24 protein-coding genes and 2 tRNA genes are annotated in these 25,074 nt (G+C 60.2%); 8 read left to right on the top strand and 18 right to left on the bottom strand.

Annotation, left to right across the window (positions count from 1 at the left end; all coding sequences use genetic code 11):
- Positions 1-404: 404 nt before the first annotated feature.
- The 13 genes from HNQ95_RS18270 to HNQ95_RS18210 all read right to left on the bottom strand — a co-directional run bounded on the left by HNQ95_RS18270 (position 405) and on the right by HNQ95_RS18210 (position 9,652).
- Positions 405-1,289, bottom strand: a complete 885-nt coding sequence (locus tag HNQ95_RS18270) for a DUF4231 domain-containing protein (RefSeq protein WP_182574843.1) — start codon at positions 1,287-1,289, stop codon at positions 405-407.
- Entirely contained in the window at positions 1,286-1,819 is a 534-nt protein-coding gene (locus tag HNQ95_RS18265) for a TIR domain-containing protein (RefSeq protein ID WP_246719253.1), read from the bottom strand. The genes HNQ95_RS18270 and HNQ95_RS18265 overlap by 4 nt, the downstream gene beginning before the upstream one ends.
- Positions 1,820-1,970: 151 nt before the next feature.
- Positions 1,971-3,683 carry a DUF6538 domain-containing protein gene (locus tag HNQ95_RS18260; protein ID WP_182574839.1) on the bottom strand — a complete coding sequence of 571 codons (1,713 nt, stop codon included), beginning with the start codon at positions 3,681-3,683 and terminating at the stop codon, positions 1,971-1,973.
- Between the two features lie 86 nt (positions 3,684-3,769).
- Positions 3,770-3,845: transfer RNA gene (locus tag HNQ95_RS18255), tRNA-Phe, on the bottom strand.
- A gap of 170 nt (positions 3,846-4,015) precedes the next feature.
- Positions 4,016-4,225 (bottom strand): DNA gyrase inhibitor YacG, encoded by a 210-nt coding sequence (gene yacG, locus HNQ95_RS18250; RefSeq protein ID WP_182574837.1) that lies wholly within the window; start codon positions 4,223-4,225, stop codon positions 4,016-4,018.
- Positions 4,222-4,851 (bottom strand): Maf-like protein, encoded by a 630-nt coding sequence (locus HNQ95_RS18245; protein WP_182574836.1) that lies wholly within the window; start codon positions 4,849-4,851, stop codon positions 4,222-4,224. The genes yacG and HNQ95_RS18245 overlap by 4 nt, the downstream gene beginning before the upstream one ends.
- Before the next feature lie 49 nt (positions 4,852-4,900).
- On the bottom strand, positions 4,901-5,119 hold the full coding sequence (gene infA, locus HNQ95_RS18240; protein WP_006200926.1) for a translation initiation factor IF-1: 219 nt from the start codon (positions 5,117-5,119) through the stop codon (positions 4,901-4,903).
- Between the two features lie 87 nt (positions 5,120-5,206).
- On the bottom strand, positions 5,207-5,671 hold the full coding sequence (locus HNQ95_RS18235; protein WP_182574834.1) for an arsenate-mycothiol transferase ArsC: 465 nt from the start codon (positions 5,669-5,671) through the stop codon (positions 5,207-5,209).
- Complete coding sequence (locus HNQ95_RS18230; RefSeq protein ID WP_067965312.1) at positions 5,668-6,153, bottom strand: UPF0262 family protein; 486 nt, start codon at positions 6,151-6,153, stop codon at positions 5,668-5,670. Before HNQ95_RS18230 ends, HNQ95_RS18235 begins: the two co-directional genes overlap by 4 nt.
- Before the next feature lie 6 nt (positions 6,154-6,159).
- The gene (gene hisD / locus HNQ95_RS18225; RefSeq protein ID WP_182574832.1) at positions 6,160-7,452 is read right to left on the bottom strand and encodes a histidinol dehydrogenase; all 1,293 of its coding nucleotides are present in this window, start codon (positions 7,450-7,452) and stop codon (positions 6,160-6,162) included.
- 13 nt (positions 7,453-7,465) lie between these two features.
- A complete protein-coding gene (locus tag HNQ95_RS18220) occupies positions 7,466-7,900 on the bottom strand; it encodes a DUF2948 family protein (RefSeq protein ID WP_182574830.1) in 435 nt (144 codons plus the stop codon).
- 139 nt (positions 7,901-8,039) lie between these two features.
- Complete coding sequence (gene murA, locus HNQ95_RS18215; protein ID WP_182574828.1) at positions 8,040-9,332, bottom strand: UDP-N-acetylglucosamine 1-carboxyvinyltransferase; 1,293 nt, start codon at positions 9,330-9,332, stop codon at positions 8,040-8,042.
- Positions 9,333-9,463: 131 nt separating this feature from the next.
- Positions 9,464-9,652 carry a hypothetical protein gene (locus tag HNQ95_RS18210; RefSeq protein WP_067965304.1) on the bottom strand — a complete coding sequence of 63 codons (189 nt, stop codon included), beginning with the start codon at positions 9,650-9,652 and terminating at the stop codon, positions 9,464-9,466.
- A 159-nt stretch (positions 9,653-9,811) separates the two neighbouring features.
- Here HNQ95_RS18210 and HNQ95_RS18205 point away from each other — a divergent pair.
- The 5 genes from HNQ95_RS18205 (at position 9,812) to HNQ95_RS18185 (ending at position 15,434) form a co-directional block, all read left to right on the top strand.
- A tRNA-Thr gene (locus HNQ95_RS18205) sits at positions 9,812-9,886 on the top strand.
- A 92-nt stretch (positions 9,887-9,978) separates the two neighbouring features.
- Positions 9,979-11,550, top strand: coding sequence for a site-specific integrase (locus tag HNQ95_RS18200; protein WP_182574826.1), 1,572 nt, complete (start codon positions 9,979-9,981; stop codon positions 11,548-11,550).
- 205 nt (positions 11,551-11,755) lie between these two features.
- Entirely contained in the window at positions 11,756-13,147 is a 1,392-nt protein-coding gene (locus HNQ95_RS18195) for a terminase large subunit (protein ID WP_312870945.1), read from the top strand.
- A 12-nt stretch (positions 13,148-13,159) separates the two neighbouring features.
- Positions 13,160-14,122, top strand: coding sequence for a phage tail tape measure protein (locus HNQ95_RS18190; protein ID WP_182574823.1), 963 nt, complete (start codon positions 13,160-13,162; stop codon positions 14,120-14,122).
- A gap of 952 nt (positions 14,123-15,074) precedes the next feature.
- Positions 15,075-15,434 (top strand): hypothetical protein, encoded by a 360-nt coding sequence (locus HNQ95_RS18185; protein WP_182574821.1) that lies wholly within the window; start codon positions 15,075-15,077, stop codon positions 15,432-15,434.
- A 60-nt stretch (positions 15,435-15,494) separates the two neighbouring features.
- On the opposite strand, the gene HNQ95_RS18180 is transcribed toward HNQ95_RS18185, so the two are convergent.
- From HNQ95_RS18180 to HNQ95_RS18170, 4 genes are all read right to left on the bottom strand, one after another.
- Complete coding sequence (locus HNQ95_RS18180) at positions 15,495-17,084, bottom strand: DUF8370 family protein (protein WP_182574819.1); 1,590 nt, start codon at positions 17,082-17,084, stop codon at positions 15,495-15,497.
- Between the two features lie 12 nt (positions 17,085-17,096).
- Positions 17,097-17,348: a sunset domain-containing protein gene (locus HNQ95_RS34285; RefSeq protein ID WP_246340842.1), complete on the bottom strand. Its 252-nt coding sequence runs from the start codon at positions 17,346-17,348 to the stop codon at positions 17,097-17,099.
- Positions 17,349-18,336: 988 nt separating this feature from the next.
- Positions 18,337-19,314 carry a DUF535 family protein gene (locus tag HNQ95_RS18175; protein WP_182574817.1) on the bottom strand — a complete coding sequence of 326 codons (978 nt, stop codon included), beginning with the start codon at positions 19,312-19,314 and terminating at the stop codon, positions 18,337-18,339.
- A gap of 230 nt (positions 19,315-19,544) precedes the next feature.
- Entirely contained in the window at positions 19,545-21,095 is a 1,551-nt protein-coding gene (locus HNQ95_RS18170) for a phospholipase D family protein (protein ID WP_067965298.1), read from the bottom strand.
- Positions 21,096-21,267: 172 nt separating this feature from the next.
- Between HNQ95_RS18170 and HNQ95_RS18165 the strand changes: the two genes are divergently transcribed.
- The 3 genes from HNQ95_RS18165 (at position 21,268) to HNQ95_RS18155 (ending at position 23,978) form a co-directional block, all read left to right on the top strand.
- On the top strand, positions 21,268-22,104 hold the full coding sequence (locus HNQ95_RS18165; RefSeq protein ID WP_083948692.1) for an endonuclease/exonuclease/phosphatase family protein: 837 nt from the start codon (positions 21,268-21,270) through the stop codon (positions 22,102-22,104).
- A gap of 207 nt (positions 22,105-22,311) precedes the next feature.
- Positions 22,312-23,169: a CoA transferase subunit A gene (locus HNQ95_RS18160; protein WP_067965297.1), complete on the top strand. Its 858-nt coding sequence runs from the start codon at positions 22,312-22,314 to the stop codon at positions 23,167-23,169.
- Positions 23,166-23,978 carry a CoA-transferase subunit beta gene (locus HNQ95_RS18155; RefSeq protein ID WP_067965295.1) on the top strand — a complete coding sequence of 271 codons (813 nt, stop codon included), beginning with the start codon at positions 23,166-23,168 and terminating at the stop codon, positions 23,976-23,978. The genes HNQ95_RS18160 and HNQ95_RS18155 overlap by 4 nt, the downstream gene beginning before the upstream one ends.
- A 55-nt stretch (positions 23,979-24,033) precedes the next feature.
- Here HNQ95_RS18155 and HNQ95_RS18150 read toward each other — a convergent pair whose 3' ends face one another.
- Positions 24,034-24,885: a sulfite exporter TauE/SafE family protein gene (locus HNQ95_RS18150; protein ID WP_067965293.1), complete on the bottom strand. Its 852-nt coding sequence runs from the start codon at positions 24,883-24,885 to the stop codon at positions 24,034-24,036.
- Positions 24,886-25,074 lie beyond the last annotated feature (189 nt).

The raw sequence follows: 25,074 nt of genomic DNA, 5'->3' as shown, positions 1-25,074 counted from the left end.
CCACCCGCTACGACAAGCGCGACGACAACTTCCTCGCTTCCGTCCAGCTTGCTTCAATCCGCATCTGGTTGCGTAGTTATGAGTCGGTCACCTAGTATGACATCGCGCCCAACCACGCTCGCACTTCGGATGGTCCCAACACGAGCTAATTGAGGGCGATCCCCGAAAGTCTCCTCCAAGAACAAAGTGGGAAGAGCGCGGAGCGATTGGAAATCGATGTTTTCGCCGTTCTTGAACCTGTCGGCAATCTCGCGATTGGTGTGTTCGAATACTCGCGATGCAGGGAATGTGCCATGGTCGTCAGCCCAACCCCCACCGCTGACCAGTAGGTTGTACATTACGTCTCCAGCTTTTCAGATCGAGCCCACGCCTTTCGGCAAGGCTTGTGCCACAGTACCAATGGGTCAGAGGTTCTCTTCAGTCTGCCGCGCGACCCACTGTGTGTGTTCGCGCGAGAATGCGCGCTCAGCGTCATTCACAAACAAAGAGAAATCCTCTTCTGTTTTGACGTGATCGATGCGAGTGAGCAGGATGCCGATCTCGTGTGCAGTTAGGCTGTATGCCGATGCTAGCTCATTGAATTTTTTGATCTGTATCCAGCCGACAACGGCGGATGCCAACACCAACAATGGTTCCGTGGGCCATAGCGACCACTGCTGGTCATAGCGAATTCGCAGCATCGCCAGACCTATAGCTGCGCCTTGCACAATGACGCAGAATATTACCCAGCCTCGAAAGTGCCTACGGTTCGTTTTGACCTTCGATACATACCATCGACGCTGTTCCTCAATGCGCTCAGTACGATATCGGTTGATCCTGTCTTCAAGCGACAGAGCACGGGTGGCATTCATCGCCTTTGTAATTTGATCACCAGTCGACGGTTTCTTCGAAATCGGATCTCTCACGTGGCTATTAGCGTCCAGAATTTCCTTCAAAAACCTAGAAAACTTGGATTTTACAGTGGAAATCTTCGGGCTATCTTCAAATGGCTCAGCCCGCATCATATAGCGCCAAGTCGAAGTCTTGATAGATTCAGCAAGCGCCCGACACGCATACCAGTCTTTCTCTGGCTTTTGGACGGAAGTGTAGATTAGGAGAGCGGTAGAGGTCCCAACTACAAATACGTAGAAAATATATATGTCTGGCGTCCCGCCAAACCAAAGTGAAATAAAAGCTGCTAGGAACAGTAATCCGTACTGGAGGCGCAGGAGGAGCAGATACGTCCACTGCGCATCAGCTGACGAGCTATCTGCAGATTGGTAGAGAGCAGGATACTCATCCTGTGTCATAGGCCAAGGCCCTCATAGACGCCAGATTTGTAGTACCAATTGTCGGATGCCCCTTTGAATTTCCCGTAGTTTCCACAAAAATCGTCGAGGGCATGCTTTATGATCTTCGCATTAAACGAAACATGGACAGCATCTGCATTGCGCAGAATCGGCGGGCAAAGATCAGGGTCATACCGACGTTTTTTGTTGAGATTCACCGCGACAATCGGGAGGCCAAGGCTATGGCACATCTCAATCTCCCAGCGCACAAATCGGTAGAGGTTTTTTGTTGATTCGCCGATCAGGACGACTGCTTGCTTTGCCGTGCTCAGCCTCTCCCGAAGTTTTCGTTTTGTGTTTTCCTCGCCCGAAAGGTTCGTAATGGTGTTGAGCTCGTGCGCGTCATGGAAGTCGAACTCGATGTTCTCGTTTTTCTTCCACCCCTTCATGTAAGCGTATGCCCACATGTCATTGTCGCCGTCGAAAATGACGTAAGTCTTGTTTCTGTAGCCCATCAGAGACCCCGAATCGCCCAAGTTGCCAAGGAACATTTGATCACAGCTGCAGCGAGAATCCATCTCCTCGACAACACTTCCGCAGCGGCGCTGCTAAGTGACGATGGGTCGTCGGAGAATGCGGACAAAGGTTTTTCGCTCGAAAGCTACGGTCACACTCGGCCAGGAGGCGCATGGGCCGCGCAAGCTACTGCCGTGAATGGCTGAGTTTGTCGAACGAATAGTAGGGCAGCTTTGCAATCTCTGCGGCCATTGTCTTGAGTGTGACCTCTCCGTAGGTGTCGGCAACTGTCCGAGGTGCTTGTCCCTGAATCGCATCAAGGATGCGGGGCGAGATGCCAGCTTCCATGCCAACCGTCTTAAAGCGATGTCGCCAGCCATGATTGGGCGCCACGTTCGGGTCTGCCACGATGGTGCGTCCGAACTCGGCAAGCCGGTTTTTCAGACCCCGCAATGCTCCGCGAGGATTCTCGGAGGAGCCGACATTCAGGAAAAGGTGACCATCACCGGTCTCCTGCACAAACGTCGCGAAACCTAGATCGATCAGCTGCTGATGTAGTGGTATTTCGCGAGCTTCATTCGTTTTGACCGTTCCGGCCTCAGGGGTTATTCGAATTACCCATAGGTCGTTCTGCTTGGAAATATCCTGTTTTCGCAGCTGAGCAAGTTCGCCCACACGGGCTCCTGTAAATGCACACAGCCACGGAATCCAGCGTTTGGCACCAAAGGTCTTTGAGTTCTCATGGCCTCGCTGATGTGCCAACGCAGCAAACAGGATCGCCTTAGCCTCGACGTCTGTAAAACTCTTCGACCTCAGGCGTGCCTGTTTTGCTACTCTTAAGGTAACGTTCGCAGCTGGGTTGTGGGTAATAAGTCCGTTTTTCACGCCCCAGTCGAAGACGACTTTTAGGGCAGAAAGCGTGCTTGTCTTAACGGTCTTGGCAGAGACCCGCTTGCCGGTCTTCGGCGAGGGCGTTGCAAGCCTGTGATCCTTGAAGGCTACTACGTCCTTCATCGTCACCTTTGATGCGTCGTCGTGTTTGAGGAACCGGACAAGATAGACAATGGTGTTTCTGTAGCTCTCGTAGGTACTGGGCTTTCGTCCTGCAGCCCTGCTCTCCTGCCACCAGCTCTCAACCAAGCCTGTCAATGTAGTCGCCGTTCCTGCCGCGCCAGAAGACCGTGGCTTTGCATCGGCCGGATCAGTGCAGCTCTTTGGTGGGCGGGGATTGAGGCCAGCAGGATCATCTTCTTGCTCGAAATCGCCGCGTTCTAGGCGCTGCAATGCCAAGCTTGCCTTCTGCAGAGCGGCTGCGACCGCACGCGACGTTTTGTGGATGCTCCACTCATCATCCATGAAGCCATTTTCGCGCAAGATCATCTGAGCGGTCTCGACGCAGCGCGTTCTCATCGCCTTCCAAAGGATGTTCTCTATTGGAATAGTGCCCGGCACCGCGTCTGCAATGCCTTCCACGCCCGGCACAGGCTCGATTTGCGGCAGCGGGTACTTCGTCCACATGCCATCATACAGGTTGGTATGCCAGTAGAGCTGCTCGCTCGGGTTTTCGTGGAAATCTGCAAGCCATTTGTCATGGATGGGCTTGGCAAGAAAGTGCGCTTCACGGTCGGTGATGACTCGCGTCGCATCCTCAATATCGGCATTTGCGACGGCGTCTGGATCGTTTGGTCGGCCCCGTAGACGAATTTGCGTCCATTCGAACTCAAGCTCGGCAAGGGCCGTTGCGTGCTTTCGCTTGGCCTCTTCGGGGTCTTTCGTGCCGAGTGTCTTGGTGATGATGCTGCGGCCGGTTGATTCCGCAATGTCGGCCGGTAACCGCTTTCGAAGCCAGTACACGCCGGTCTTTGGGTGTTTAAAAGGACGGCTCATTGCAAGCACCATGTGCGTCACCCGTGTGCATCACTCGGGTAGCCTTAAGTACTTAATTTTACTGATTTTTCAGCTAAGTCAACACCTTAGAGAGGTGGTGGTGCCCAGACGCGGATTCGAACCACGGACACGCGGATTTTCAATCCGCTGCTCTACCAACTGAGCTATCTGGGCCTAGTTCCAAGATCGGGCGAGAGCCTTGATCCGGATGCCTTGAGTGGTGCGCTGCACCCTGAAAGCGGGTGGGTTATAACACGAGATTTGCCGCTGTCCAGCGCCTGCGAGATGTTTTTCTGGAAGAAATCACAGGCCGTTGCGTAAGCTGCAAATGCCGCTCGGCGTTATCAGCCGGCTTCGCTGTTTCCGTCCGAATCCTCGTCTTCGTCGTCGCGGACCGGAATGGCGTAGCTGCCCGAGAGCCAGCGGTTGAGATCGACCGCCTTGCAGCGTGGCGAGCAGAACGGATAGGTCTCGCGCGCCGATGGCTTGCTGCATTCCGGGCAGGAGATCTTGGCACGCAGCGGCGTGACGACGGCGGCTGGCTTGTCGGTCATACGCGCGCGCCGGCCTGCCAGTTGAGCTGGACCTGATAGCCTTCGCCCGACAGCAGCGACGTGGTCTCGTAGAGCGGCAGGCCCACCACATTGGTATAGGAGCCGACGAGCTTGACGACGAAGGTGCCGGCGAGGCCCTGGATGCCATAGCCGCCGGCCTTGCCGCGCCATTCGCCCGAGGCGAGGTAGTTTTCCATGTCCTGCTTCGACAGGCGCTTGAAGCGCACGCGCGTCTCGACCAGCCGCTGGCGCAGCTTGCCCGCAGGCGTCACCAGCGCGAGGCCGGTATAGACCCGGTGCGAGCGGCCCGACAGCAGTTGCAGGCAATGCAGCGCCTCGTCAGAGCTCTCGGCCTTGGGCAGGATGCGCCGTCCCACGGCAACGACCGTGTCAGCGGCAAGAATGAAGCCGGAAGCGGGTTCCACTTCCTTGGAAAGCACGTCATGCGCCTTCTGCGCCTTGGTCACCGACAGGCGCTTGGCCAGCGAGCGCGGGTGTTCGGCGCGCATCGGGCGTTCGTCGACATCCGCCGGGAACAGGCGATCAGGCTCGATGCCGGCCTGCTGCAACAGCTCGACACGGCGGGGCGAACCCGAGGCAAGCACAAGCTTTTGCAGATCGCTCAATCGTTGATCCTGTAGGCTGAGACCGGCCGGCGTGCTTGAAGCAGGCGGCTTACTTGAAGCGGTAGGTGATACGGCCCTTGGTCAGGTCGTAAGGCGTCATTTCGACGAGGACCTTGTCGCCGGTGAGGACGCGGATGCGGTTCTTGCGCATGCGGCCAGCGGTGTGGGCGATGATTTCGTGTTCGTTTTCGAGCTTGACCCGGAACATCGCATTCGGCAACAATTCCGTAACAACGCCCGGGAACTCGAGGACTTCTTCCTTCGGCATTCGGTACCTTTGGTTTGGATGACTTTCCGGCGACCCGGCCGGAATTTGGGCGGAACCTATATGATAATCCACGCTTTGTGAACACGCTTAATCGGCGTCGTTTCCTTGGGCCTCGGCGGCAAATCGATTGGCCATTCTGTGCTTCAGCCGTTCGCGCACGTCGCGGTAGGCGTGCATGATCTGGTCGCGCGTGCCGGTGACGGCGGTCGGATCGGGCGTCGGCCAGTATTCGACGTCGACTGCCATCGAGCGGGTGAATTCGAGCGCGGCGTGATGCGCCTCGGGCGCGAGTGTGACGATCAGGTCGAAATAGTCGTCCTCGAGATCATCGACGGTGCGTGGCTGATGCTCGTCGAGCCTCATGCCTTCTTCGGCCAGCACGGCATCGACGAACGGGTCGCGATCGCCGGCGCGCACGCCGGCCGACGTCACGAACACCGATGCCGGCAGATGGTGGCGGGCGATGGCCTCGGCCATTGGCGAGCGGACCGAATTCATCCGGCACATGAACAGGATAGAGCGTGGAGAGCTGCCGTTTGCCGCCATCCTCATCCGCGCCAGTGCAATACGCAGATCAGCGTGAACAGGCGGCGCGCGGTGTCGAAATCGATCTCGATCTTGCCGGAGAGCCGGTCGAGGAGGGTTTGCGAACCCTCATTGTGCAGGCCGCGCCTGCCCATGTCGATCGCCTCGATCTGGCTCGGCGTCGATGAACGGATCGCCTCGTAGTAGCTTTCGCAGATCATGAAGTAGTCCTTCACGATCCTGCGGAACGGCGTCAGCGACAGGATGTGGGTGACCACCGCTTCGCCGTGTTCACGCGAGATGGCGAAGACCAGCCGCGCGTCGACAAGTGACAGCTTGAGCCGGTAAGGGCCGTGGCCATCGTCGTTGATCGGGTGGAAGCTGTTTTCCTCGATCAGGTCGAAGATCGCGACCGCGCGTTCGTGCTCGACGTCGGGCGTCGAACGGCCGATCGATTCGTCGAGTTCGACGTCGACCAGGCGGGAGCGTGCGTGGCCTTTGTCGGACATCGCCGCCTACATGTTCAATCTGATGGCGACGGAGCGCGCATGCGCATCGAGACCCTCGGCCTTGGCCAGCGCGATCGCCGCGGGAGCAAGCTCGCGCAACTGGTCGGGGCCAAGCTTCAGGATCGAGCTGCGCTTGACGAAGTCGAGCACCGTCAGGCCAGAGGAGAAACGCGCCGAGCGTGCCGTCGGCAGCACGTGGTTGGAGCCGCCGACATAGTCGCCGATGACTTCGGGCGTGTGCTTGCCGACGAAGATCGCACCGGCATTGCGGATGCGGCCGAGCAGCGTCTCGGCATCGGCGACGGCGAGTTCGAGATGCTCGGCGGCGATGCGGTCGATGAGCGGAATGGCCACGTCGAAGTCGTCGACGACGATGACCGCGCCAAAGTCGCGCCAGCTTGCGGCGGCGGTCTCTGCGCGCGGCAGGAGCTTGATCTGGCGTTCGACCGCTGCTTCCACCGACTTGCCGAAGGCGGCGTCATTGGTGATCAGGATCGACTGCGCGGAGACGTCATGCTCCGCCTGGGCCAGCAGGTCGGCGGCAAGCCAGTCGGGGTCGTTGTCGCTGTCGGCGACGATCAACACTTCCGAAGGGCCGGCGATCATGTCGATGCCGACGGTGCCGAACACCTGGCGCTTGGCAGCCGCGACATAGGCGTTTCCGGGGCCGACGATCTTGGCGACGGGACGGATGGTCTCGGTGCCATAGGCAAGGGCGGCGACTGCCTGGGCGCCGCCGACGCGGTAGATTTCCGACACGCCGGCGATGTCGGCTGCGACCAGCACCAGCGGATTGATGACGCCGCCTGATGCCGGCACCACGATGACGATGCGCTCGACGCCGGCAACCTTGGCCGGCACGGCATTCATCAGCACCGAGCTGGGATAGCTCGCCGTGCCGCCTGGAACATAGAGCCCGACCGCCTCGACTGCGGTCCAGCGCGAGCCGAGCTCGACGCCGATCGGATCGACATAGCGGTCGTCCCTGGGCATCTGCCGGGCATGGTGCGAATGGATGCGGTCGCGGGCAAAGCGCAGCGCCTCGACAGTCGCCGGATCGGCATCCTTGTAGGCCTGGTCGATGTCGGCGCGGCTCACCGCGATGCCGAGCGTGCCGAGGTCGGCGCGGTCGAATTTCCTGCTGTAGTCGATCAGTGCCGCATCGCCGCGGCTGCGCACGTCGTCGATGATGGCGCGCACCGTCGCATCGACGTCGGGCGAAATCTCGCGCTTCGTGGTCAGGAAGGCGGCGAAGCGCTTCTCGAAGTCTGCGTCTGATTGGCGAAGCGTGATGGCCATTGTCTGGAAATGCTCAGGTATTGTGGATGGGGCGGGAAGAGGCCTGCCAGGCCGCACCCGTGTCGGTCAGCCGGGCCTCGATGACTTCGACATCGAGGCGGATGGCGGCTTCGCCGGAAAACAGAAACTCGATCGTGCCGGTCGGACCTTCCTCCTGCGCGAAGCCGATCGCCAGAAGCTCCAGCACGTCTTCGGTCTTGGCGCGCGAAATGCCGTGCAGTTGCGCCGACAGCACGCGGTCGAAATGCAGGATCGACCTGCGCCGCTCATATCTAGGTCGGAAGAAACCTTTCCTGGTTTCCCAGGCGAAGCGGTTCATCGCCAGCGCAAAGCGCTTCGCCGGCGCATCGAAGGCGATGTCGCCGACCCTGATCACCGCATCCTGCACATGCGCCGAAACGATCTCCAGGTCTTCTTCGTCGAGGGCGACTAGTTTGAGCAGGTTCATGTTCGGTCGGCTGCCTGTGCGGAACGGTAATGCTTCCGGCTTTGTTAGGCGGTCTTGATGCTAAAGGGAAGGCAGTAAGGGAGTGGGGCAGTAGGGCACGCAACACTGCCTTGCTCCCCTATTGCCCTATTCCCCTAACTCATCCGCTGATGCGCTCGATCACCGCGCCGCAACGCGACAGTTTTTCTTCCAGGCGCTCAAAGCCGCGGTCGAGATGGTAGACGCGGTTGACCACGGTCTCACCTTCGGCGGCGAGGCCGGCGATGACCAGCGACACCGAAGCGCGCAGGTCGGTCGCCATGACGGGCGCGCCCTTGAGCTTGGAGACGCCCTCGACGATCGCCGTCTGGCCAGACAGCGTGATGTGGGCGCCGAGGCGGGCAAGTTCCTGCACATGCATGAAGCGGTTTTCGAAGATCGTCTCGGTGATCTTCGACTTGCCCTTCGACATGGTCATCAGGCCCATGAACTGCGCCTGCAGATCGGTCGGGAAGCCGGGGAAGGGCTCGGTGACGACATCGACCGGGGTGATGCCCGCGCCGTTGCGCAGGACGCGGATGCCGGAATTGGTCGGGATGATCTCGGCGCCGGTGCGCGACAACACGTCGAGCGCGCCCTGCAGCAGGTCGGCGCGCGCGCCTTCGAGCAGCACGTCGCCGCCGGTCATGGCGACCGCCATGGCATAGGTACCGGTCTCGATGCGGTCGGGGATGACGCGGTGACGTGCACCCGACAGCGAATCGACGCCTTCGATGGTGATGGTCGAGGTGCCCTGGCCGGTGATCCTGGCGCCCATGGCGTTGAGGCATTCGGCGAGGTTGACGACCTCGGGCTCGCGGGCGGCGTTTTCGAGCACCGTCTCGCCGCGGGCAAGCGTTGCCGCCATCATCAGCACGTGGGTGGCGCCGACGGAAATCTTCGGGAACACATAGCGGTTGCCGGTGAGGCGCTTGTTCCTGGCCTTGGCCACGGCATAGCCGTTCTCGACGTCGATGTCGGCGCCCAGCGCCTGCAGGCCGTCGATGAACAGGTCGACAGGTCGCGTGCCGATGGCGCAGCCGCCCGGCAGCGACACCTTGGCTTCACCCATGCGGGCGAGCAGCGGGCCGATGACCCAGAAGCTGGCGCGCATCTTGGAAACGAGCTCGTAGGGTGCTGTCGTGTCGACGATGTTGCGCGCGGTAAACGAGATGGTGCGCGAATAACCTTCGCCCTGGCGCTCGCGGCGGCCCGAGACGGAATAGTCGACGCCGTGATTGCCGAGGATGCGGATCAACTGCTCGACGTCGGCCAGGTGCGGCACGTTTTCGAGCGTCAGCGTATCGTCGGTGAGCAGCGAGGCGATCATCAGGGGAAGGGCTGCGTTCTTCGCGCCCGAGATCGGGATGGTTCCGGTCAGCTCGTTGCCGCCGACAATTCTGATGCGATCCATTGGCCGTCGTTTCTCCGGGCAACCCCGGTTCTGGCGAGAAATTTTCTTGCCGCCCGTCTAGACCATCGCGCTTTCCGGTTCAAGAAAGGCGCATTTTGCGGTCTTTGGCGCCAAGCGCCTGCCGTCGCCGGTCAGGCTTTCTCAGGTTTCTCCGTCTCCCCCTCCGCTGCCGCCAGGCCTTCCGGCCTGGTGTCGGCCTCGCCTGTGCGGCGCGAGCGCGCCTGCGCCTTGCGTTTCATCAGGTTGGCGCGCAGCTCGGCCGCGAGCCGCGCCTGACGCTGTTCGGCACCGCTTGAGGGCGTTTTCTTGGTCGACGACATGTGGTGGTCCCCGCTTGCCGATCGTTCATAGCGGCTTGGCAACCGAAATGGCCAGTATTGTGGCGTAAGCGGGCCTTTGGAAAATGATACACGATTTCGGGCAATTGATAACTTGCGCTCCCGGGAATCATGTGGCACAAGCCGCCCCGTTCACGGAATGCTGCCGTAGCTCAGTGGTAGAGCACTCCCTTGGTAAGGGAGAGGTCGAGAGTTCAATCCTCTCTGGCAGCACCATTCATCCTATTGAAATCGTTGAAGCCCTTGACCTGCAAGGCTTTCCGTCCATTCTGACGTTACAAAACACGTAACAAATCAGGTGGAAGTCGATGGCCGGCAACGTTCGGAATCTGCTCAATCGCGAGGGGCGCTATTTCGCTCGCTTGGTGATTCCGAAGGAGCTTCGGCCGTTCATGAACGGCAAAACCGAACTGCGAACCGCATTGGGCCCTGACCGACGCGAGGCGCTGAAGAAGCTTCCCGGCGCTGTTGCCATCCTTCAGCATGAGATTGCGCTAGGTGAACGTCGGGCAGTCGCGGCCGGCGAGAAGACGGTGACGCTAGGTCGCTATCCGCTCGCCGTCGATCAGATCGCGCTTCGCAACTATCATGATCGCCTCGCCCAGGATGACCAGATGCGCAACGCCGGCAGGCATTGGGCCTCTTTGTCGATTGATGATGGTTTTGTAGATCAGCTACGCCGGGGCATCGCCGGGCAGTTGTCCAACGCCGACCTGGCCGAATTGGTCGAACATCGCATTGACCGCTTCCGGCAGATCGGGAACACGACCGCCGAGCCGGGCACGGCCGAATGGCGCACCTTGGCGCGCGCCGTCTGTATTTCCGAGTATGAGGCCCTGGAGCGCGTCGCAGAGCGCGACGATGGCGATTTCACCGGGCGGCCGAGCAATCCGCTGATCGTGAACGCTGCGCCCGTAGAGGATGAGCTACCGCCCGTCTCGCTCAAGCGCTTGCTGGCGGACTACATCGCCGCGAAAAAGATCGTCGGTAAGGCGAAAGGCACGGAAAAGCGCTGGAAGCCGGTCTTCGATGATCTGGTGAGGTTCACCCGGCACGACGATGCGCGGCGGCTCACAAAGCAGAACCTCATGCAGTGGCGCGACGAGCGTCTTAAGACCCTCTCACCGAAAACCGTGTCCGACGTTTATCTGGCTTCGGTGCGCGCGGTGCTCAGATGGGCGAAAGAGAATGACCGGATTGATTCGAACGTAGCGGCAGAAGTCCGACAGGACGCTCCGAAAAGGGCGCTCAGCCGCGAAAAGGGCTTCACGCTGTCGGAGGCTCAAGCGATTCTCAAGGCGGCGTGTGTCTACGTTCCGAAGGCCTCAGACAACCCGGCGAACTCCGAGCTTCCGCAGACTTCAGCCGCGAAGCGCTGGACGCCGATCCTATGTGCCCATACCGGCGCGCGTGTCACGGAGATGACGCAGCTACGCAAGCAGGATATTCGTCAGGAGGGTGATGCTTACGTGCTGCGCATCACGCCGGACGCCGGCACCGTAAAGGCCGGCGGTTATCGTGACGTGCCGTTGCATCAGCAGCTAATCGACATGGGCTTCCTCGACTTTGTGGATGCCTCGCCGGGGGGCGCATTGTTTTACCCCGAGCGCAAAGGCCGTGATCCTGTGAAGGCCGCTCAGACGGTCGCCGGCCGCGTCAGCAAGTGGCTACAGGGTGACCACCTGATCCCTGATGGTATCCAGCCCAACCATGCATGGCGGCATCGCTTCAAAACGGTGAGCAACGAGCTTGGTATTTCCGAGCGCGTCTCCGACGCCATCCAGGGACACGCCGGCAGGACTGCCGGCGACGGCTACGGCGACGTGACAGTTAAGGCGAGGAAAGCGGCAATCGACCGGATGCCTAAATACGAAATATAGGATTCTTTTCCTTTTTCTGTTGACCCTGCGATTCGGCATATGAGACAATATTCCTAAGTTCAATCTTAGGTGTTTGTCTGTAGTGCTGCGTAAAGCGTTCAACGGCGTAAAGAAGTCTTTCGGATTCGGATCGGAACAGAAGGCACTGCCTCTGTCCGATCCTGCCATTGCTGAATTTTTCGGCGTAATTCCGTCCGCTTCTGGCGTGGCCGTTACTGCCAGCACCGCGCTACGCGTGCCGGCGGTGCTTCAGGCCGTTCGGCTTATCTCTGAGACTGTCGGCAGTCTGCCCGCGAAGCTCTACCGCGAGGAAGACGACAGCAAGAAAGCCGCCAAGGATCATCCCGCTTACAAGCTCGCGCATAAGCGCTTGGTTGCCGCAACGCGCATCTATGACGCTCATAACAGTGCTAAAAAGATCCTCTTCAAGGCGCAAGGCGTCGAGCTTCAGGCGATTTCCAGCGACGGCGCGGCGCAGCACGGCAAGACACCGGCCTTCGTGCTGGTAGACGAAATCCATGTGTGGAAGGGCCGCGACCTTTGGGAGGCGCTCAAGTCTGGCATGGTCAAGACCAGTGGCACGCTCATGGTGATCGCCACCACGGCCGGGCGCGGTTCCGAGAATATCGGCTTTGAACAGTATGACTACGCCCGCCGCGTGGCGCGCGGCGAGATCGTCAATCCGGCCTATCTGCCGATCATCTTCGAAGCTGCCAACGATAACGACTGGCATGACGAAGCGCTCTGGCATCGCGTCAATCCCGGCCTGGTGCATGGCTTCCCGAACCTCAATGCGCTGCGCACGGCGGCGAAGGAAGCGGAGCACCGGCCGGCAGACCGTGCCGCCTTCAAGCAATTCAATCTGAATATTTGGCAGGCGCATTCCCGCGACCCGCTGTTCGACATGGCGACCTATGACGCCGGCATGATGGCGCTCGACCTCGCCGACATGGAGGCGGTGCCGTGCTTCATCGGCGTCGATATGTCTGTGAACGGCGACCTGACCGCCGTCGTCGCCGCGTGGCGGCACGATGACGGCCGGATCACTGTCCAGCCTTGGTTTTTCGTGCCCGGCGATGATCTGAAGGGCAGGGCAGAACGCGACGGCGTTCCTTACGAGCAATGGCGCGATGACGGTCTTATCACGGTGATCGACGGCCCGGTGATCGAGCCGACCGAAGTTGAGCAGCACATTCGCGAGCTTTGCGCGACCTTTGACGTGCGCGAGGTCGCTTTCGATCCGCACCTTGCGCGCATGACCATGCAGCGCTTGCACGACGATGGCTTGCCGGCCGTCGAGATGCGCCAGGGGCCGCTCACCATGGGGCCGGCAATCGGCACACTTGAGCGTGTTGTGAACGGCAGGGCGCTTCAGCATGGCGGGCACCCGGTCCTTCGACATCACTTCGATAGCGTCGTGGCTTCGCGAAACGACACCGGCCTTGTCCGCATGCACAAGGGCAAAAAGACCGACCGTATCGACGGCGCGGTTGCTGCCGTCATGGCCGTTTCGCGTGCCGCCGCGAACGACAACCGCAAATCCTTCCTCGACCTCGACCCTGACGAATTCGACCGGCTGACCGCCGACGCAGCATAAGGACGACCGAACATGAATGACGAACAGCGCCTTGTGGTCGCGCTAGAGGCCCGCCTGAATAAATACGAGCGTGATATGCAGCGCGCCGGCCGTGCGACCAATGACAACTTCAAGCGCATGGAAGGCCGCGCCAAGCAGTTCTCCGGCAATATGGAGAGCCTAGAGCTTGCCCGCTTCGAACAGTCCATCTCCGGCATGTCCGAACAGCAGCAGCGTGTCGAGCTTGAGCTTTTCCGCTACCAGCAGGAGGCCAAGCGGGCAGGCGTCACCCTGTCCGCCCAGGAGCTTCAGGCTATGCGCGAGAAGATCGCGCTCACCGGGCAGCTACAGACCAGCACCGCCCAGGCAGCACAGCAGCAACAGGCGCTTGCCCAGGCCGGGCAGTTCTTCGGGCAGCAGTTTACGAGCGCCTTGTCTGGCTTGTTGACTGGCACGACCGACCTCAACAGCGCCGTGCGCAGCCTGATCAACAGCCTGATTGACGCCGTGCTTCAGGCGACCTTGCTAGGGCAGGGCCCGTTGGCCGGCCTGTTCGGCGGTGCCACCGGCATCTTCGGCTCGCTGTTCGGCTTCGCGGATGGCGGCTACACCGGCGAGGGTGGCAAGTATCAGCCGGCCGGCATCGTCCATAAAGGCGAGTATGTCATGTCGAAGGCGGCAACGCGCCGGCTCGGCGTCGGCAACCTTGAAGCGCTCCACCAGGGCGCGCTGCGCGGATATGCCGATGGTGGCTATGTCGGTGATAGCCCTGCCGTGCGCCGCGTGCATGTCCCGGCGAACAACAACGCGCCGATGCAGTCGATCAGCGTCAATGCGCCAATCACCGTTCAGGGCTCGGCCGGCACGCCCGAGCAGAACGAGGATCTCGCCAAGCGCATGCGCAAGGAGATGGAGGCGACCATGCGTGGTGTCGTCGTCTCCGAGATGCAGCGGCAGATGAAGCCCGGCAACATGGCGAATACCAGAGGCAGGTAGTGTGCCAAGATAAAAAAACATAACGTGAACATTTAGTGATGCAGGAGAGCGCCCGAATTGATATACTGATAGGTGCCTGCCTTGCGGCAGGTTAAAAGCGGCTTCTCGCCATGCCTGCATCCTGAATAGGCGTCATAGACGCTGACGATTTCAGGAGCCGTATGTAAGAAGTTGTAGGTGCGGGCTCTACTGGTGACTTGTAACCCGCAAGGATCGCTGAAATCGCCATGTTGGTTCAGCGAGACTACGCCAGCCAGGCCCGAAAGGTCTGGGAAGTCCGACCGTAAGAGGCGACCGTCTGACCCCGCCTCACCTTGTCTCAAGGCTGGTCGAGCATGGTTATGTCCCCCGAACTGACCCCGTCATATGGTGGCAGTCGTGGCCTCAGGAGAGAACCTCGGTTCCTCGGACTGCATTTCACCTACAGCATAGTTGGACGCTTAGCCGATAGGCATTACGTCTCTCTGTGTGTGTAGGTGAAGTTTATGCCTCATTTCCTAGGAGAGGTTGTTAGGAGCTAAGAGGCTTCAAGCGCAGTGAGACCCATGAGGCGTCTTTCGAACTGGAAGCTGAAGTTGAGAAAATTGCCGACGGCCGCCGAAAAAGCGAAAAGGCCGACCGTTGGTGACTTGAACGGCCGGCCTTCTCTCTCGAAGACTTTCTTGAGGAAGCTTCGACCTCATTTATATCCAATTCCTCACCGAGATGCAACATAAAATAGGACAAAAATCCTATTAGTCTGCGCGAGAGATAGGCGAACAATCATCCGGCTCGCAATCGGACGGCGCATTTGTCTATTCATTTCAAGCGTAGGTAAGTAAAAATAAGTAAGTGTTGACTTAATTCTGGATCAATCTGAGTAAACTTCATTGATCCAGAATATACGTTGCTTGACGTGATTCACCGAATGACTCACATACGCCGTGTAAGTTTTTCTGAAAGGCAATCTTTGATGACTACTGCGACCACCGAAACCTATCTCGACGACACGGCCTATCGTATCTTGGTCGAGCACCTGACCCACATTCTCCGGCGCTACAAGAAGTCCCTTTTCAATCCCAATCCTGCCGAAGACGCGGCAGGCTTGAAGATGCACCTGCTTGCCGCATTGCGGACAAGCAACATCGATACCGGCGACCTTGTGCTCGGTGCCGGGGGTGTCACCGGCACCAAGCGCCAGGAGCTTGTCGAGGCGCTGGCCGACATCGAGCCCGACTCCGGCACGGCCGCCTATGAGCCCGACGGGGTGAAGCGGGTGCTCGGCGAGACTGGCAATATCTGGCCGGCGTCGATCCGCGAGGACGTGGCATAGGCCGCATATTGTGGGATGTTTTAGGCGCGGATCAAACGCGCCTATTCTTGCGCTGTGTCGCTAATCTGTGATTTCCGAAAGCCTTTCTCGAAGAAGGCGGTCAATCGCTCTCCGGCGCCCTTGAACCACGAATGTGAGCATTTGGATAAGATCCGCATCCTCGAACACCAGCATCAAACCTCTGTTGTCGGAAGCCGTGTCGCGGCATCGCTCTACTATTCGCTGCCGATTGTCCATCTGACGGCAGAGGAGCATTCCGAAGCGTCCCCGCTGGTGCCCAAAGCGTCCCGCAAGCTGGTCTAGCTCTGGGTTGTTCATTTCTTTGGTGTAGTTCTTGCATTCTACAAACACATTCAAAGCGCGGGCTTGATCTGACGCAAGCATTGAGTGAAAGAAACCATCCGTCGCGGCGTTCGTGAACTTGATGTCAATCCTTTTCCTGCCCTGATGTATTTCATGTTCTCGAATAGGACTTATCAGGCTCGGGTAGAACAAAAAGGTGCATATGCCGACTGATAGCGAGTGATACGCACTTGCATGCTCGTTTCCGAACGGTATCGCGGCCAATCGTTCAATGAGAACTTGAGCAAATGCTCGCTCATCAAAGAATTTTTCAAAATCCTCCGGTGCGAGAGCTCCCTGTGCACCTTTCAGTTGCTTATATTCATCAAGTATTTCTGGGTGCCTCCGCACAAAGTCGGCAAGGTCGTCCTTGACGAAAGGATGTCGTTCCTTAACTGACGATTTGAATACATCTTTTCTCCCGTTCTTAAATGTGTGGACCAGTCCGCTCCCTGACTGAAGATATTCCTGGCGCAAGAACTCGATCATATGATGATTGTAGAATTCCTGACTGTCCAAAGACATTCTGTGTCGAACGGCTATTTTGGGAACGAGAAGTATGGGGCGACGCTTGTGGGTGGGAAGCTGGAATGTGCGAGCTTCCCAGCGCAAACGCGCAGCATTCCAAGCTGGTCCTATCGAGGTCACAGCACGGGTCGGTATGCTGTGAAGCTCACACTGTTGGGCGGTGTATTCTGCTAGAACTCCTCGCAGTATGTTGGTCGTAAGGTCGGAGATTGTATCTGGCCCGATACCTTCGATGAATAATTCTGCTTCAGATATGTCTGCAAGAAGACCTGTTTCAAAAGCCCTACTTTTTCGAAGGGCGTGAACGAACTGCCGTGCTTTGAAATCGCCTACACCTCGCCCGTTGGGGGTTCCGCTTGACTGACCAAGGTAGGTTTCGTTCGGCTCTCGAAGATGGCTGAGCAGATGGTATGCATGGGCCTGATCGTCGTTCCTCAATGCACTCAATACGTCGTTGAAAAATGACCGAATATGGTCGCCGCAGATAGAAGACCATTCGTCTTCTCGGATCTCAATTGCGTATGGATCAAGGTATAGGCGTGTATCCGTCGAAAGCTCAATGTCGACGAAATCTAACGCGGCCTGCTCGTTTGAGAGCTGGAACACTGTGCTGAAGCGTGGCATGTTTCCCCCGTAGTGAATCATTCCCCGGAAGGAAGAATAGCGGGTGAATGTCGTTTGCGACACATGCCCAAGTTCAATAGGCAGGCTGAGGCCAAAAGCTGCAGCAATGTCGCCGAACTCTATGTGCTTTGTCAGTCGAACTGCGTGATCGGGCACGCGTTTGCTGTGTTAGACCCTCGATCGCCGCCAACCTGCCCGCCTAGCCTCAGCTTCTGAGCAGAACCAGCGCTCCCCCCATGCATGCGAGATATGTGTTTCCTCGTAATAACGCTGCCCCGGCACGTGGTAGATACGCTCGCCAGTGTTCTGGCTGATATTGCCCTTGATGTTACACCCCGAGCCGGGCAGGGCGGCGGCAATCCCGTTGGCAGGCAGACCGTCAGAGAACGCCGCAGCGCCAAACACGCCGCCTAGTAACATGATGACCGGAAACGCCGGCCACTGCGTCCTGCGCGACCTGTGACCTTGTGCGGCCCAGTGCGGCTTATGATGGCGTCTCGGCGTCATTATGCACGTATAGCGCGACGACGCTTACCGGGCGGCTAAAGCAATGGGCACAATTTAAGCCAATATAGCTGCCGCTTGTTCTTTCAGTATTTGCTCGTGATAGCGCTCAAGCTCTGAATGTCGCCAACCCTTGGAGCGGAGTGCCTCGTATCTAATGCACCATCCGAGATCATAAGCTCGGATCTTATAGCGGTCTCGTCTGCAGATTCCCCGCTGAGCATCAGACGCGCCCAGATCGCTCCATCGAGCTTCATAGGCTCTGACGAACGAACTTTTGCGGTGATACTGACGCGCCCTGCAAACGTTTTCGTATTCTGCGAGCTCACCAGATGAGTCCCGAAATCCGGTGTCGATGTTGTTGATTGCAGCGGCTGCTAGCTGGTCTCCCCGTCTCCCGCGAAACAGGTCTAATAAGTCCCTGAGCATTCTTCTTGCCTGGCGATTGTTTGTGCCGATAGTCACACAATTTGCCGGTCGCCACAATGTTACAAAAACGCCGATAACTAATTGATTTATATAAGATAATAGACAATTCAATCGTCTCTGGCAGCGCATTCCTCTTCTCTGCAATCCACCACTTGGACGTTGCGCCGCGGCGGAGCATCGGTTTGACGGCCTTGTGCAGGACGCCAGACGTGTCGAGGACGCGCCATCGGCGTCGCCGCGATAGGCGGCAGTGGAGTCGGCGTTCAATTCGGTCCCAAAGTTCCTCGGGGCGGTTTGACAACTTCTCGTTCCGCAAAGCCATGCCGATCCTGAGCGACGGTTCCGCCTTGAGGCGCAGTATGGTGCGATCGAGCAGATCGGATTTGGCCTGAAAATGCCAATCCTCGTCCCAAGGCGTCGGCGCGCCGTGGCCTTGTGACGCCAATGCTCCCAAGATGATATGCTTGCGTGAACGTTACGTTTTGGTGAGCGGCGAACTTGCAAGCGCCCTCACGCTCGCGAACCGGCAAAATCTGCTACCCAAATCCCAAAACGTACATTTGCTCTGTTCCCGTCTGTTCGGGCTGTCGATCTGAGGCTCTGACGGCGCGGGCAGCCGGAAGCCGAATGGTTCGGCCGGCATGCCGCCGCGTTCGGTCCAGTAGCCGTCGAGGTCGGCCTGCATCAGCTTCCTTCGCTTGCGGCGGCGCTGGTTGATGACATGGGTGGTATTGGACACCGCCAAAATATCAGGGGCGGACACCAGTCCGTGCAGGGCGAGCAGCATGGCGTCCTTGGGGCGCAGGCCGCCGAGGCAGCGGGTGGCTGATATGACGGCGCGCTTGGCGTCAGCGCCTTTCGGGCCCTGCATGCCGCCGATTGCCAGGCTTGGTCTGCCGTCTTCGCCGCGTATGAAGACGAAGCTGGCCGTCCACAAGGTGTAGTCGTCGCGCGCCCGCGACAGCTTGATGGCAAAGACGCCTTCATGACGGCAGCCGCAGTGGTCGGCCAAAAGCATCTGCATATTGTAGGTTTCATGGCGACCGAAGACAGCGCCCATGTCGAGGCGTTCGCCGCGCCAGAGGGCGGCGAGGTCGTCATGGCGCAACAATTCGGCAGCTACCTGGAAATGCGTCTTCATCAGGCCGAGGCGAACAGGACTCGAAATACCGGTGACGAAAAAGACGTCGAGCGACTTGCGCAAAAGGTCGTCATGCGGCCGGCCCAGCGCCTGTTTCAGGGAAAAATCGCCGAGAAAGCTGACCCAGCCCAAGGTGCTGACCGGCCGACAGACGAATCGCAGGCAGAACACCGCCGAGCGCTTGAGCGAGATGCGGGCGCCGAGGCTGAGCATCTGCAGGAAAACCGATGATCGGCGGCTTTCGCGCCTCGTCGGCGACTGGGGCAGCAGCAGGTTGCGCTGGTCCAGTTCCGGTTTCCATTCGTGTCGCACGTGACAGCTCCTTCAGACTGCGTCTGCCGGCCCGGAACAGTGGGCTGGCGGAGCGATCTAAGGGGCGCAACGCATTGCGCCTGCATTGCAAGACGGGCGTGTGCCGGCCGCGCTGATTCGAAATCTTCGCGGGAAACGGCCGGAAACGTCAGGAATTGTAGGTGAGCAGTAGGGTTTTGTTGCAGGATTGACGGCAAGCCGTCGAAATCGCGGACCGCTTGGCGTCCAGCTTAAAGCTGTGATTCGATCGGCAGGTAGCTGATCACCTTGGCCACCAGGCGCCGCCGCAGGCTGGCCTGCGGTTCGTGGCCGAGCTCGCGTGGCCCATTGTCGCCGCTGTCGGTCCAGCGCAGCTTGCCGCCATGGAGCGACAGCCTGAAGGCGCTGCGCGGCGATGTCTGCGCCGAGATCACCGCCTCGACCTCGCGCGCCAGTTCCTCCTGCCTGAACAGGACGCCCATCTCGGTGTTGAGCGCGGCCGAGCGCGGGTCGAAATTGAACGAGCCGACGAAACCGGCCGCACCGTCTGATATAAACGCCTTGGTGTGCAGGCTGGCACCCTTCGAGCCGAACAGCGACATGTCGGTGCGGTCTTCGTCGGGCTTCAGTTCGAAGATGCCGACGCCGTTCTCGAGCAGCGGCTTGCGGTAGCGGACATAGGCGCCGTGGACGGCGGCGACATCGGTGGCGGCCAGTGAATTGGTTAGCACCGTGACCTCCACACCGTTGCGGGCGAGCGCCGTCAGCTCGCGGGTACCGGTCTCGCCGGGAATGAAATAGGGCGAGACGATGCGCAGCTGCCGCCGGGCCGACGTCAGGATCGGCCGGATTGCCGTCATCAGCCAGCTGTCCTGGCCGGCACCCGATGCCTTTTCCGGCGGATCGGAGGCGACTGTCGCCTCGCTGGTCCAGCGCAGCCTGCCCATGCCTGACGACGACCATTCCCGGCTCTCCTCGGCAACGCGATGGATGTAGGGCTCCGCCAGGCCGGTCGTTGCCGTGCGTTCCAGCCGCTTGCGCAGGGCGGGAAGGTCGCCCCTTGCCCTGCCGGTAACGTGACGGATCGGCAGCACCGCCTCGCTGTTCCAGAAGCGGTCGAAGATGGCCTCCGTCTGGTCGACAACAGGACCAGCGAGCAAAAGGTCCATGTCGCGGAAATTGGCGTCTTCCGAGGCATCGAAATAGGCGTCGCCGACATTGCGCCCGCCGACGATCGCCAGCCTGCCGTCGGCGACCCAGGCCTTGTTGTGCATACGCCTTGTGCTGCGCATGACGCGCAGCACAAGCTCCAGCCCGCGCTGCAGGCCAAAGGCGCGTGCCCAGCTCGGGTTGAACAGGCGAACCTCGATGTTGGCGTGGCTGTCGAGGGCGAGATAGTTCGGGTCGTAGCCCTTGGCGTTGATGTCGTCGAGGATCAGCCGCACGCGCACGCCGCGGTCGGCGGCACCGAGGACCTCGCGAGCGAGCAGGCTGCCGGTCAGGTCGTCCTTCCAGTAGTAATATTGCAGGTCGAGGCTGCGCTGGGCGTGGCGCGCGGTGTAGGCCCTGATGGCGAAGGCATGCAGGTTGGACGACAAGAGCGCCAGTCCGCTCTGGCCGGGATGGTCGGCAAGCAGCGGGGTGATCAGCCGGTCGAACGGGGTGTCGCTGTCAGCCGTCGGCGATGCGCGGGAAGAAATGCCCTGGGCGCGCTTGGCGAAGCGGCCATAGGCATAGACCGCCAGCAGCGAGGCAATGACCAGGAACCCGACAACTGCTATGACGACGGCCACGAGTTTCATGTGTCAGGCGGCCCAAGACCTTTCGATGGGAACCTTGTGCCGACGACAGCATTTCGGTGGAAGGCCATCGTGACGCATGTGGTAAACCTCGAATAGCTCGACCATATAGGTTACTGTTGGCGAAACGCCTGTCGCAACTGAACACGAATTTCCCAGAGATTCCAGACGAGTGATGGCTAGCAGACCAGGCTTTGAGATTTCAGCAGAAGCAGGTGCCGCGCACCGGTCCTCGACGCTGGAGCAGGGCGATACGTCGTTGCCGCCTGAGGCCGGCGCGCACAGCGAGATCGTCGTCGCCTCCTACAACGTCCACAAATGTGTCGGCCTCGACCGCCGTTTCGATCCGCAGCGCACGATGCAGGTCATTTCCGAGATCGGCGCCGACGTCATCGCCTTGCAGGAAGCCGACCAGCGCTTTGGCGACCGGGCAGGGCTGCTCGACCTGGAAGCGGTCGAGCGCGAGACTGGGCTTGTTCCGGTGCCGCTGGCCGGCCGGCGCAAGAGCCATGGCTGGCACGGCAACGTCGTCATGTTTCGCAAAGGTTCGGTCAGTTCGGCGCGGCAGATCGTGTTGCCCGGTGCGGAGCCACGCGGTGCCGTGGTCGTCGACCTCGAGCTCGAAGCCGGGCCGCTTCGGATCATCGCGGCGCATTTCGGCCTGTTGCGCCATTCGCGCAAGCTGCAGGCCGGAACGCTTCTGACCGCAGCCGAACTGCACAGCGACAAACCGACGGTTCTTGTCGGTGACCTCAACGAATGGCGGTTGGGCAAGCGCTCGTCGCTGCGCAGCCTGGAACCGGCTTTCGGGCCGATGCATGCCATCGTTCCGAGCTTTCCCTCGCGTTTCCCGGTGCTGGCGCTGGACCGCGTCATGGCGCGGCCGCACAGCCTGCTCACCGAGCTCGAAGCGCATGACACGGCACTGGCGCGCATCGCCTCGGATCACCTGCCGATCAAGGCGGTCATTCGGCTAAACGCCAAGGGCAACGGCCTCGCCGAGGCCGCCTGATCACTGCCCGACGAAGAAATCGCTGATCTGCGCCGCCGGTTGTCGACCCGCTTCGGGCGATCGTCCTTTGCCTGACGGCAGACAGCAGCGACGGCACAGTCCGGCAAGACCTGCTGTCGACGCCGATGATGCGCGACCGGGACGCGTGCGCTACATAATGTCGGACAGATGCCTGCAAATGAAGTTTCGACGTCAGGGACGAAGCGCATGGCCCAATTCTTACCCCTGTCGCGGGCGGTCGCCGACAATCTCAACAGTGGCGACACCGTGGCCTTTGAAGGGTTCACGCATCTCATTCCCACCGCCGCCGCACATGAGGCGATCCGCCAGGGCTTCAAGGACCTGACGCTGGTGCGCATGACGCCCGACTTGATCTACGACCAGATGATCGGCATGGGCATGGCGAAGAAGGCCATCTTCTCCTACGCCGGCAATCCCGGCGTCGGCCTGCTGCGCCGCCTGCGTGACGCTGTCGAGAATGGTTTTCCGCATGCGCTCGAGATCGAGGAGCACAGCCACGCCGCCATGGCCAATGCCTATGAGGCGGGCGCCGCCGGCCTGCCTTGCGCCATCTTCCGCGGTTATCGCGGTGCCGAGCTCACCAAGGTCAATCCGAACATCAGGTCGGTGACCTGCCCGTTTTCAGGCGAGGTGCTGGCGGCGGTTCCGTCGGTTCGGCCCGACGTCACCTTCATCCATGCCCAGAAGGCCAACCGGCGCGGCGACGTGCTGGTCGAGGGCATCATCGGCATCCAGAAGGAAGCAGCCCTTGCTGCCCGGCGCGCGGTGGTGACCGTCGAGGAGGTGGTCGACAATTTCGACGACCTGCACCCCAACCTGACAGTACTGCCCAGATGGTCGGTGACGGCGATCTCGGTCGTGCCGGGTGGGGCGCACCCGTCCTACGCGCATGGCTATTATGTCAGGGACAACGCGTCTTATCTGGAATGGGACGAGATCTCAGCCGACCGCGACCGTTTCCGCGAGTGGATGCAGACGAACGTCATCGAAAAGACCAGCGACGATTTCGCGGCCCGCGTCGAACATCTGAGGATCGTCGCATGAGCGTGACAGGCTTCAGCCCCAACGAAATGATGACAATTGCCGCTTCGCGTGCGCTCAAGGGCGACGATGTCTGCTTCGTCGGCATCGGCGCGCCCTCGGCGGCCTGCAATGTCGCCAGGCTGACCCATGCACCCGACATCACGCTGATTTACGAATCCGGCACCATCGGCACGGCACCCCAAGTGCTGCCGCTGTCGATCGGCGACGGCGAATTGTGCGACACCGCCGTCACCACAGTTTCGGTGCCGGAAATGTTCCGCTACTGGCTGCAGGGCGGGCGCATCTCGATCGGCTTCCTGGGCGCAGCCCAGCTCGACAAGTTCGGCAACATCAACACGACGGTCATCGGCGATTACGCTCATCCGAAAACCCGCCTCCCCGGCGGCGGCGGCGCACCCGAGATCGCGACGTCGTCGAAGGAAATCTTCATCACCATGGCCCAGTCCAGGCGCGCCATGGTCGAGAAAATCGACTTCTACACCTCGTTCGGCCATGGCGACGGCGGCGACCATCGCCAGCGCCTCGGCATCGACACCAAGGGGCCGACATTGCTGATCACTGACCTGGCGATCTGGAAACCGGACCCCGTCACCAAGGAATTCACCGTCGTTTCGCTGCATCCTGAGGTGACCCGCAACAAGGTGCAGGAGACCTGCGGCTGGACTGTCAAGTTTGCCGACACGCTTGAGCAAACGCCCGAACCGACCGAACTGGAATTGACGACGTTGCGTGACCTCAAGGCACGCAGCAGCGGTGCCGCCCACAAGGGCGCGGCTGTCGGCGCGAGGCAAGGATCGAAGGATGGCTGAGGCCTGCGTCCGCCGAACATGAAAACGCCCGGCATTACCGGGCGTTTTGCTTTGCTCAGCCGATCAGGCTGTAAAGAAAGCGCAGGCTGATCAGGAGCAGGAAGATGCCGAAGGCGACCTCGAGCTTGCGCTTCGACAGCGCGTGCGCGAGCCGCGCACCCAGAGGCGCGGTCAGCACGCTGGTCGGCACGAACAGGATCAGCCCGACGAGCGAGACATAGCCGAGCGACAGCGGGAACTGCAGCGCCGCGACATCGGGATATTCGGCGGCCCGCGGCCAGCCGGCATAGATGTAGCCGAGCGCGCCGGGGATCGAGATCAGCACGCCGAGGCCTGAAGAGGTGGCGACCGCCTGGTGGATCGGCCGGCCGTAGAAGGTCATGAACAGGTTGGAGAGCTGGCCGCCGCCGATGCCCATCAGGCTCGACAGCACGCCGATGATCCAGCCATAGATGTTCATGACGATCTTGCCCGGCATGTCGAGGCCGAGGCGCCACGAATCCTTGCCGAACAGCAGCCGGATCGCCGAAATGCCGGCGACCACCACGAACACCGCCTTGAACAGGTCGGCCGGCGCGTAGCGGGCGATCACGCTGCCCATGGCGACGCCGATGATGACGGGGATCGCCCACTGCTTCAGGATCGCCATGTCGACGGCGCCCTTGGCGCGATGCGCGTTGAACGAGCGGATCGAGGTCGGGATGATGATCGCAAGCGAGGTGCCGACGCAGAGCGGCATGCGCACCTCTTCCGGTACGCCGACGGCCTGGAACAATTCGTACAGCACCGGCACGATGACGGTGCCTCCGCCGACGCCGAAGACGCCCGCGAGCAGGCCGGTGATGGCGCCGGCGCCGAGCAAGGCTACGGCGAGCCAGATGATTTCAAACGTCGATATGCCGGCCATGTAGGGGATCTCTTGGCAAGTGCGGAAGGTGCGAGGAGGGGGCCTCGGCACGAACTGCCCCGGCTCACCTCGCGAATGACGTTGCGACATATGACATGAAGAGCCGGACCAGTCTCCCCCTGAAAACAGGGCCAGCGGCGAGGCCAATCTCGGGCGAAATGACGGAACTGTTTCGCGCAAAACCACCTG

The organism is Aminobacter ciceronei, from assembly GCF_014138625.1.
Lineage (GTDB): Bacteria > Pseudomonadota > Alphaproteobacteria > Rhizobiales > Rhizobiaceae > Aminobacter > Aminobacter ciceronei.
Note: the sequence above shows the minus strand (reverse complement) of the source record. Positions and strands in the feature narration are given on the sequence as shown.

What these genes read in the sequence shown, in the direction of transcription:
- HNQ95_RS18270 (WP_182574843.1), bottom strand. Translation starts at nt 1,289, where the DNA reads ATGACACAGGATGAGTATCCTGCTCTCTACCAATCTGCAGATAGCTCG.
- HNQ95_RS18265 (WP_246719253.1), bottom strand. Translation starts at nt 1,819, where the DNA reads ATGTTCCTTGGCAACTTGGGCGATTCGGGGTCTCTGATGGGCTACAGA.
- HNQ95_RS18260 (WP_182574839.1), bottom strand. Translation starts at nt 3,683, where the DNA reads ATGGTGCTTGCAATGAGCCGTCCTTTTAAACACCCAAAGACCGGCGTG.
- yacG (WP_182574837.1), bottom strand. Translation starts at nt 4,225, where the DNA reads ATGACCGACAAGCCAGCCGCCGTCGTCACGCCGCTGCGTGCCAAGATC.
- infA (WP_006200926.1), bottom strand. Translation starts at nt 5,119, where the DNA reads ATGCCGAAGGAAGAAGTCCTCGAGTTCCCGGGCGTTGTTACGGAATTG.
- HNQ95_RS18235 (WP_182574834.1), bottom strand. Translation starts at nt 5,671, where the DNA reads ATGAGGATGGCGGCAAACGGCAGCTCTCCACGCTCTATCCTGTTCATG.
- HNQ95_RS18230 (WP_067965312.1), bottom strand. Translation starts at nt 6,153, where the DNA reads ATGTCCGACAAAGGCCACGCACGCTCCCGCCTGGTCGACGTCGAACTC.
- hisD (WP_182574832.1), bottom strand. Translation starts at nt 7,452, where the DNA reads ATGGCCATCACGCTTCGCCAATCAGACGCAGACTTCGAGAAGCGCTTC.
- HNQ95_RS18220 (WP_182574830.1), bottom strand. Translation starts at nt 7,900, where the DNA reads ATGAACCTGCTCAAACTAGTCGCCCTCGACGAAGAAGACCTGGAGATC.
- murA (WP_182574828.1), bottom strand. Translation starts at nt 9,332, where the DNA reads ATGGATCGCATCAGAATTGTCGGCGGCAACGAGCTGACCGGAACCATC.
- HNQ95_RS18210 (WP_067965304.1), bottom strand. Translation starts at nt 9,652, where the DNA reads ATGTCGTCGACCAAGAAAACGCCCTCAAGCGGTGCCGAACAGCGTCAG.
- HNQ95_RS18200 (WP_182574826.1), top strand. Translation starts at nt 9,979, where the DNA reads ATGGCCGGCAACGTTCGGAATCTGCTCAATCGCGAGGGGCGCTATTTC.
- HNQ95_RS18190 (WP_182574823.1), top strand. Translation starts at nt 13,160, where the DNA reads ATGAATGACGAACAGCGCCTTGTGGTCGCGCTAGAGGCCCGCCTGAAT.
- HNQ95_RS18185 (WP_182574821.1), top strand. Translation starts at nt 15,075, where the DNA reads ATGACTACTGCGACCACCGAAACCTATCTCGACGACACGGCCTATCGT.
- HNQ95_RS34285 (WP_246340842.1), bottom strand. Translation starts at nt 17,348, where the DNA reads ATGTTACTAGGCGGCGTGTTTGGCGCTGCGGCGTTCTCTGACGGTCTG.
- HNQ95_RS18170 (WP_067965298.1), bottom strand. Translation starts at nt 21,095, where the DNA reads ATGAAACTCGTGGCCGTCGTCATAGCAGTTGTCGGGTTCCTGGTCATT.
- HNQ95_RS18165 (WP_083948692.1), top strand. Translation starts at nt 21,268, where the DNA reads ATGGCTAGCAGACCAGGCTTTGAGATTTCAGCAGAAGCAGGTGCCGCG.
- HNQ95_RS18160 (WP_067965297.1), top strand. Translation starts at nt 22,312, where the DNA reads ATGGCCCAATTCTTACCCCTGTCGCGGGCGGTCGCCGACAATCTCAAC.
- HNQ95_RS18155 (WP_067965295.1), top strand. Translation starts at nt 23,166, where the DNA reads ATGAGCGTGACAGGCTTCAGCCCCAACGAAATGATGACAATTGCCGCT.
- HNQ95_RS18150 (WP_067965293.1), bottom strand. Translation starts at nt 24,885, where the DNA reads ATGGCCGGCATATCGACGTTTGAAATCATCTGGCTCGCCGTAGCCTTG.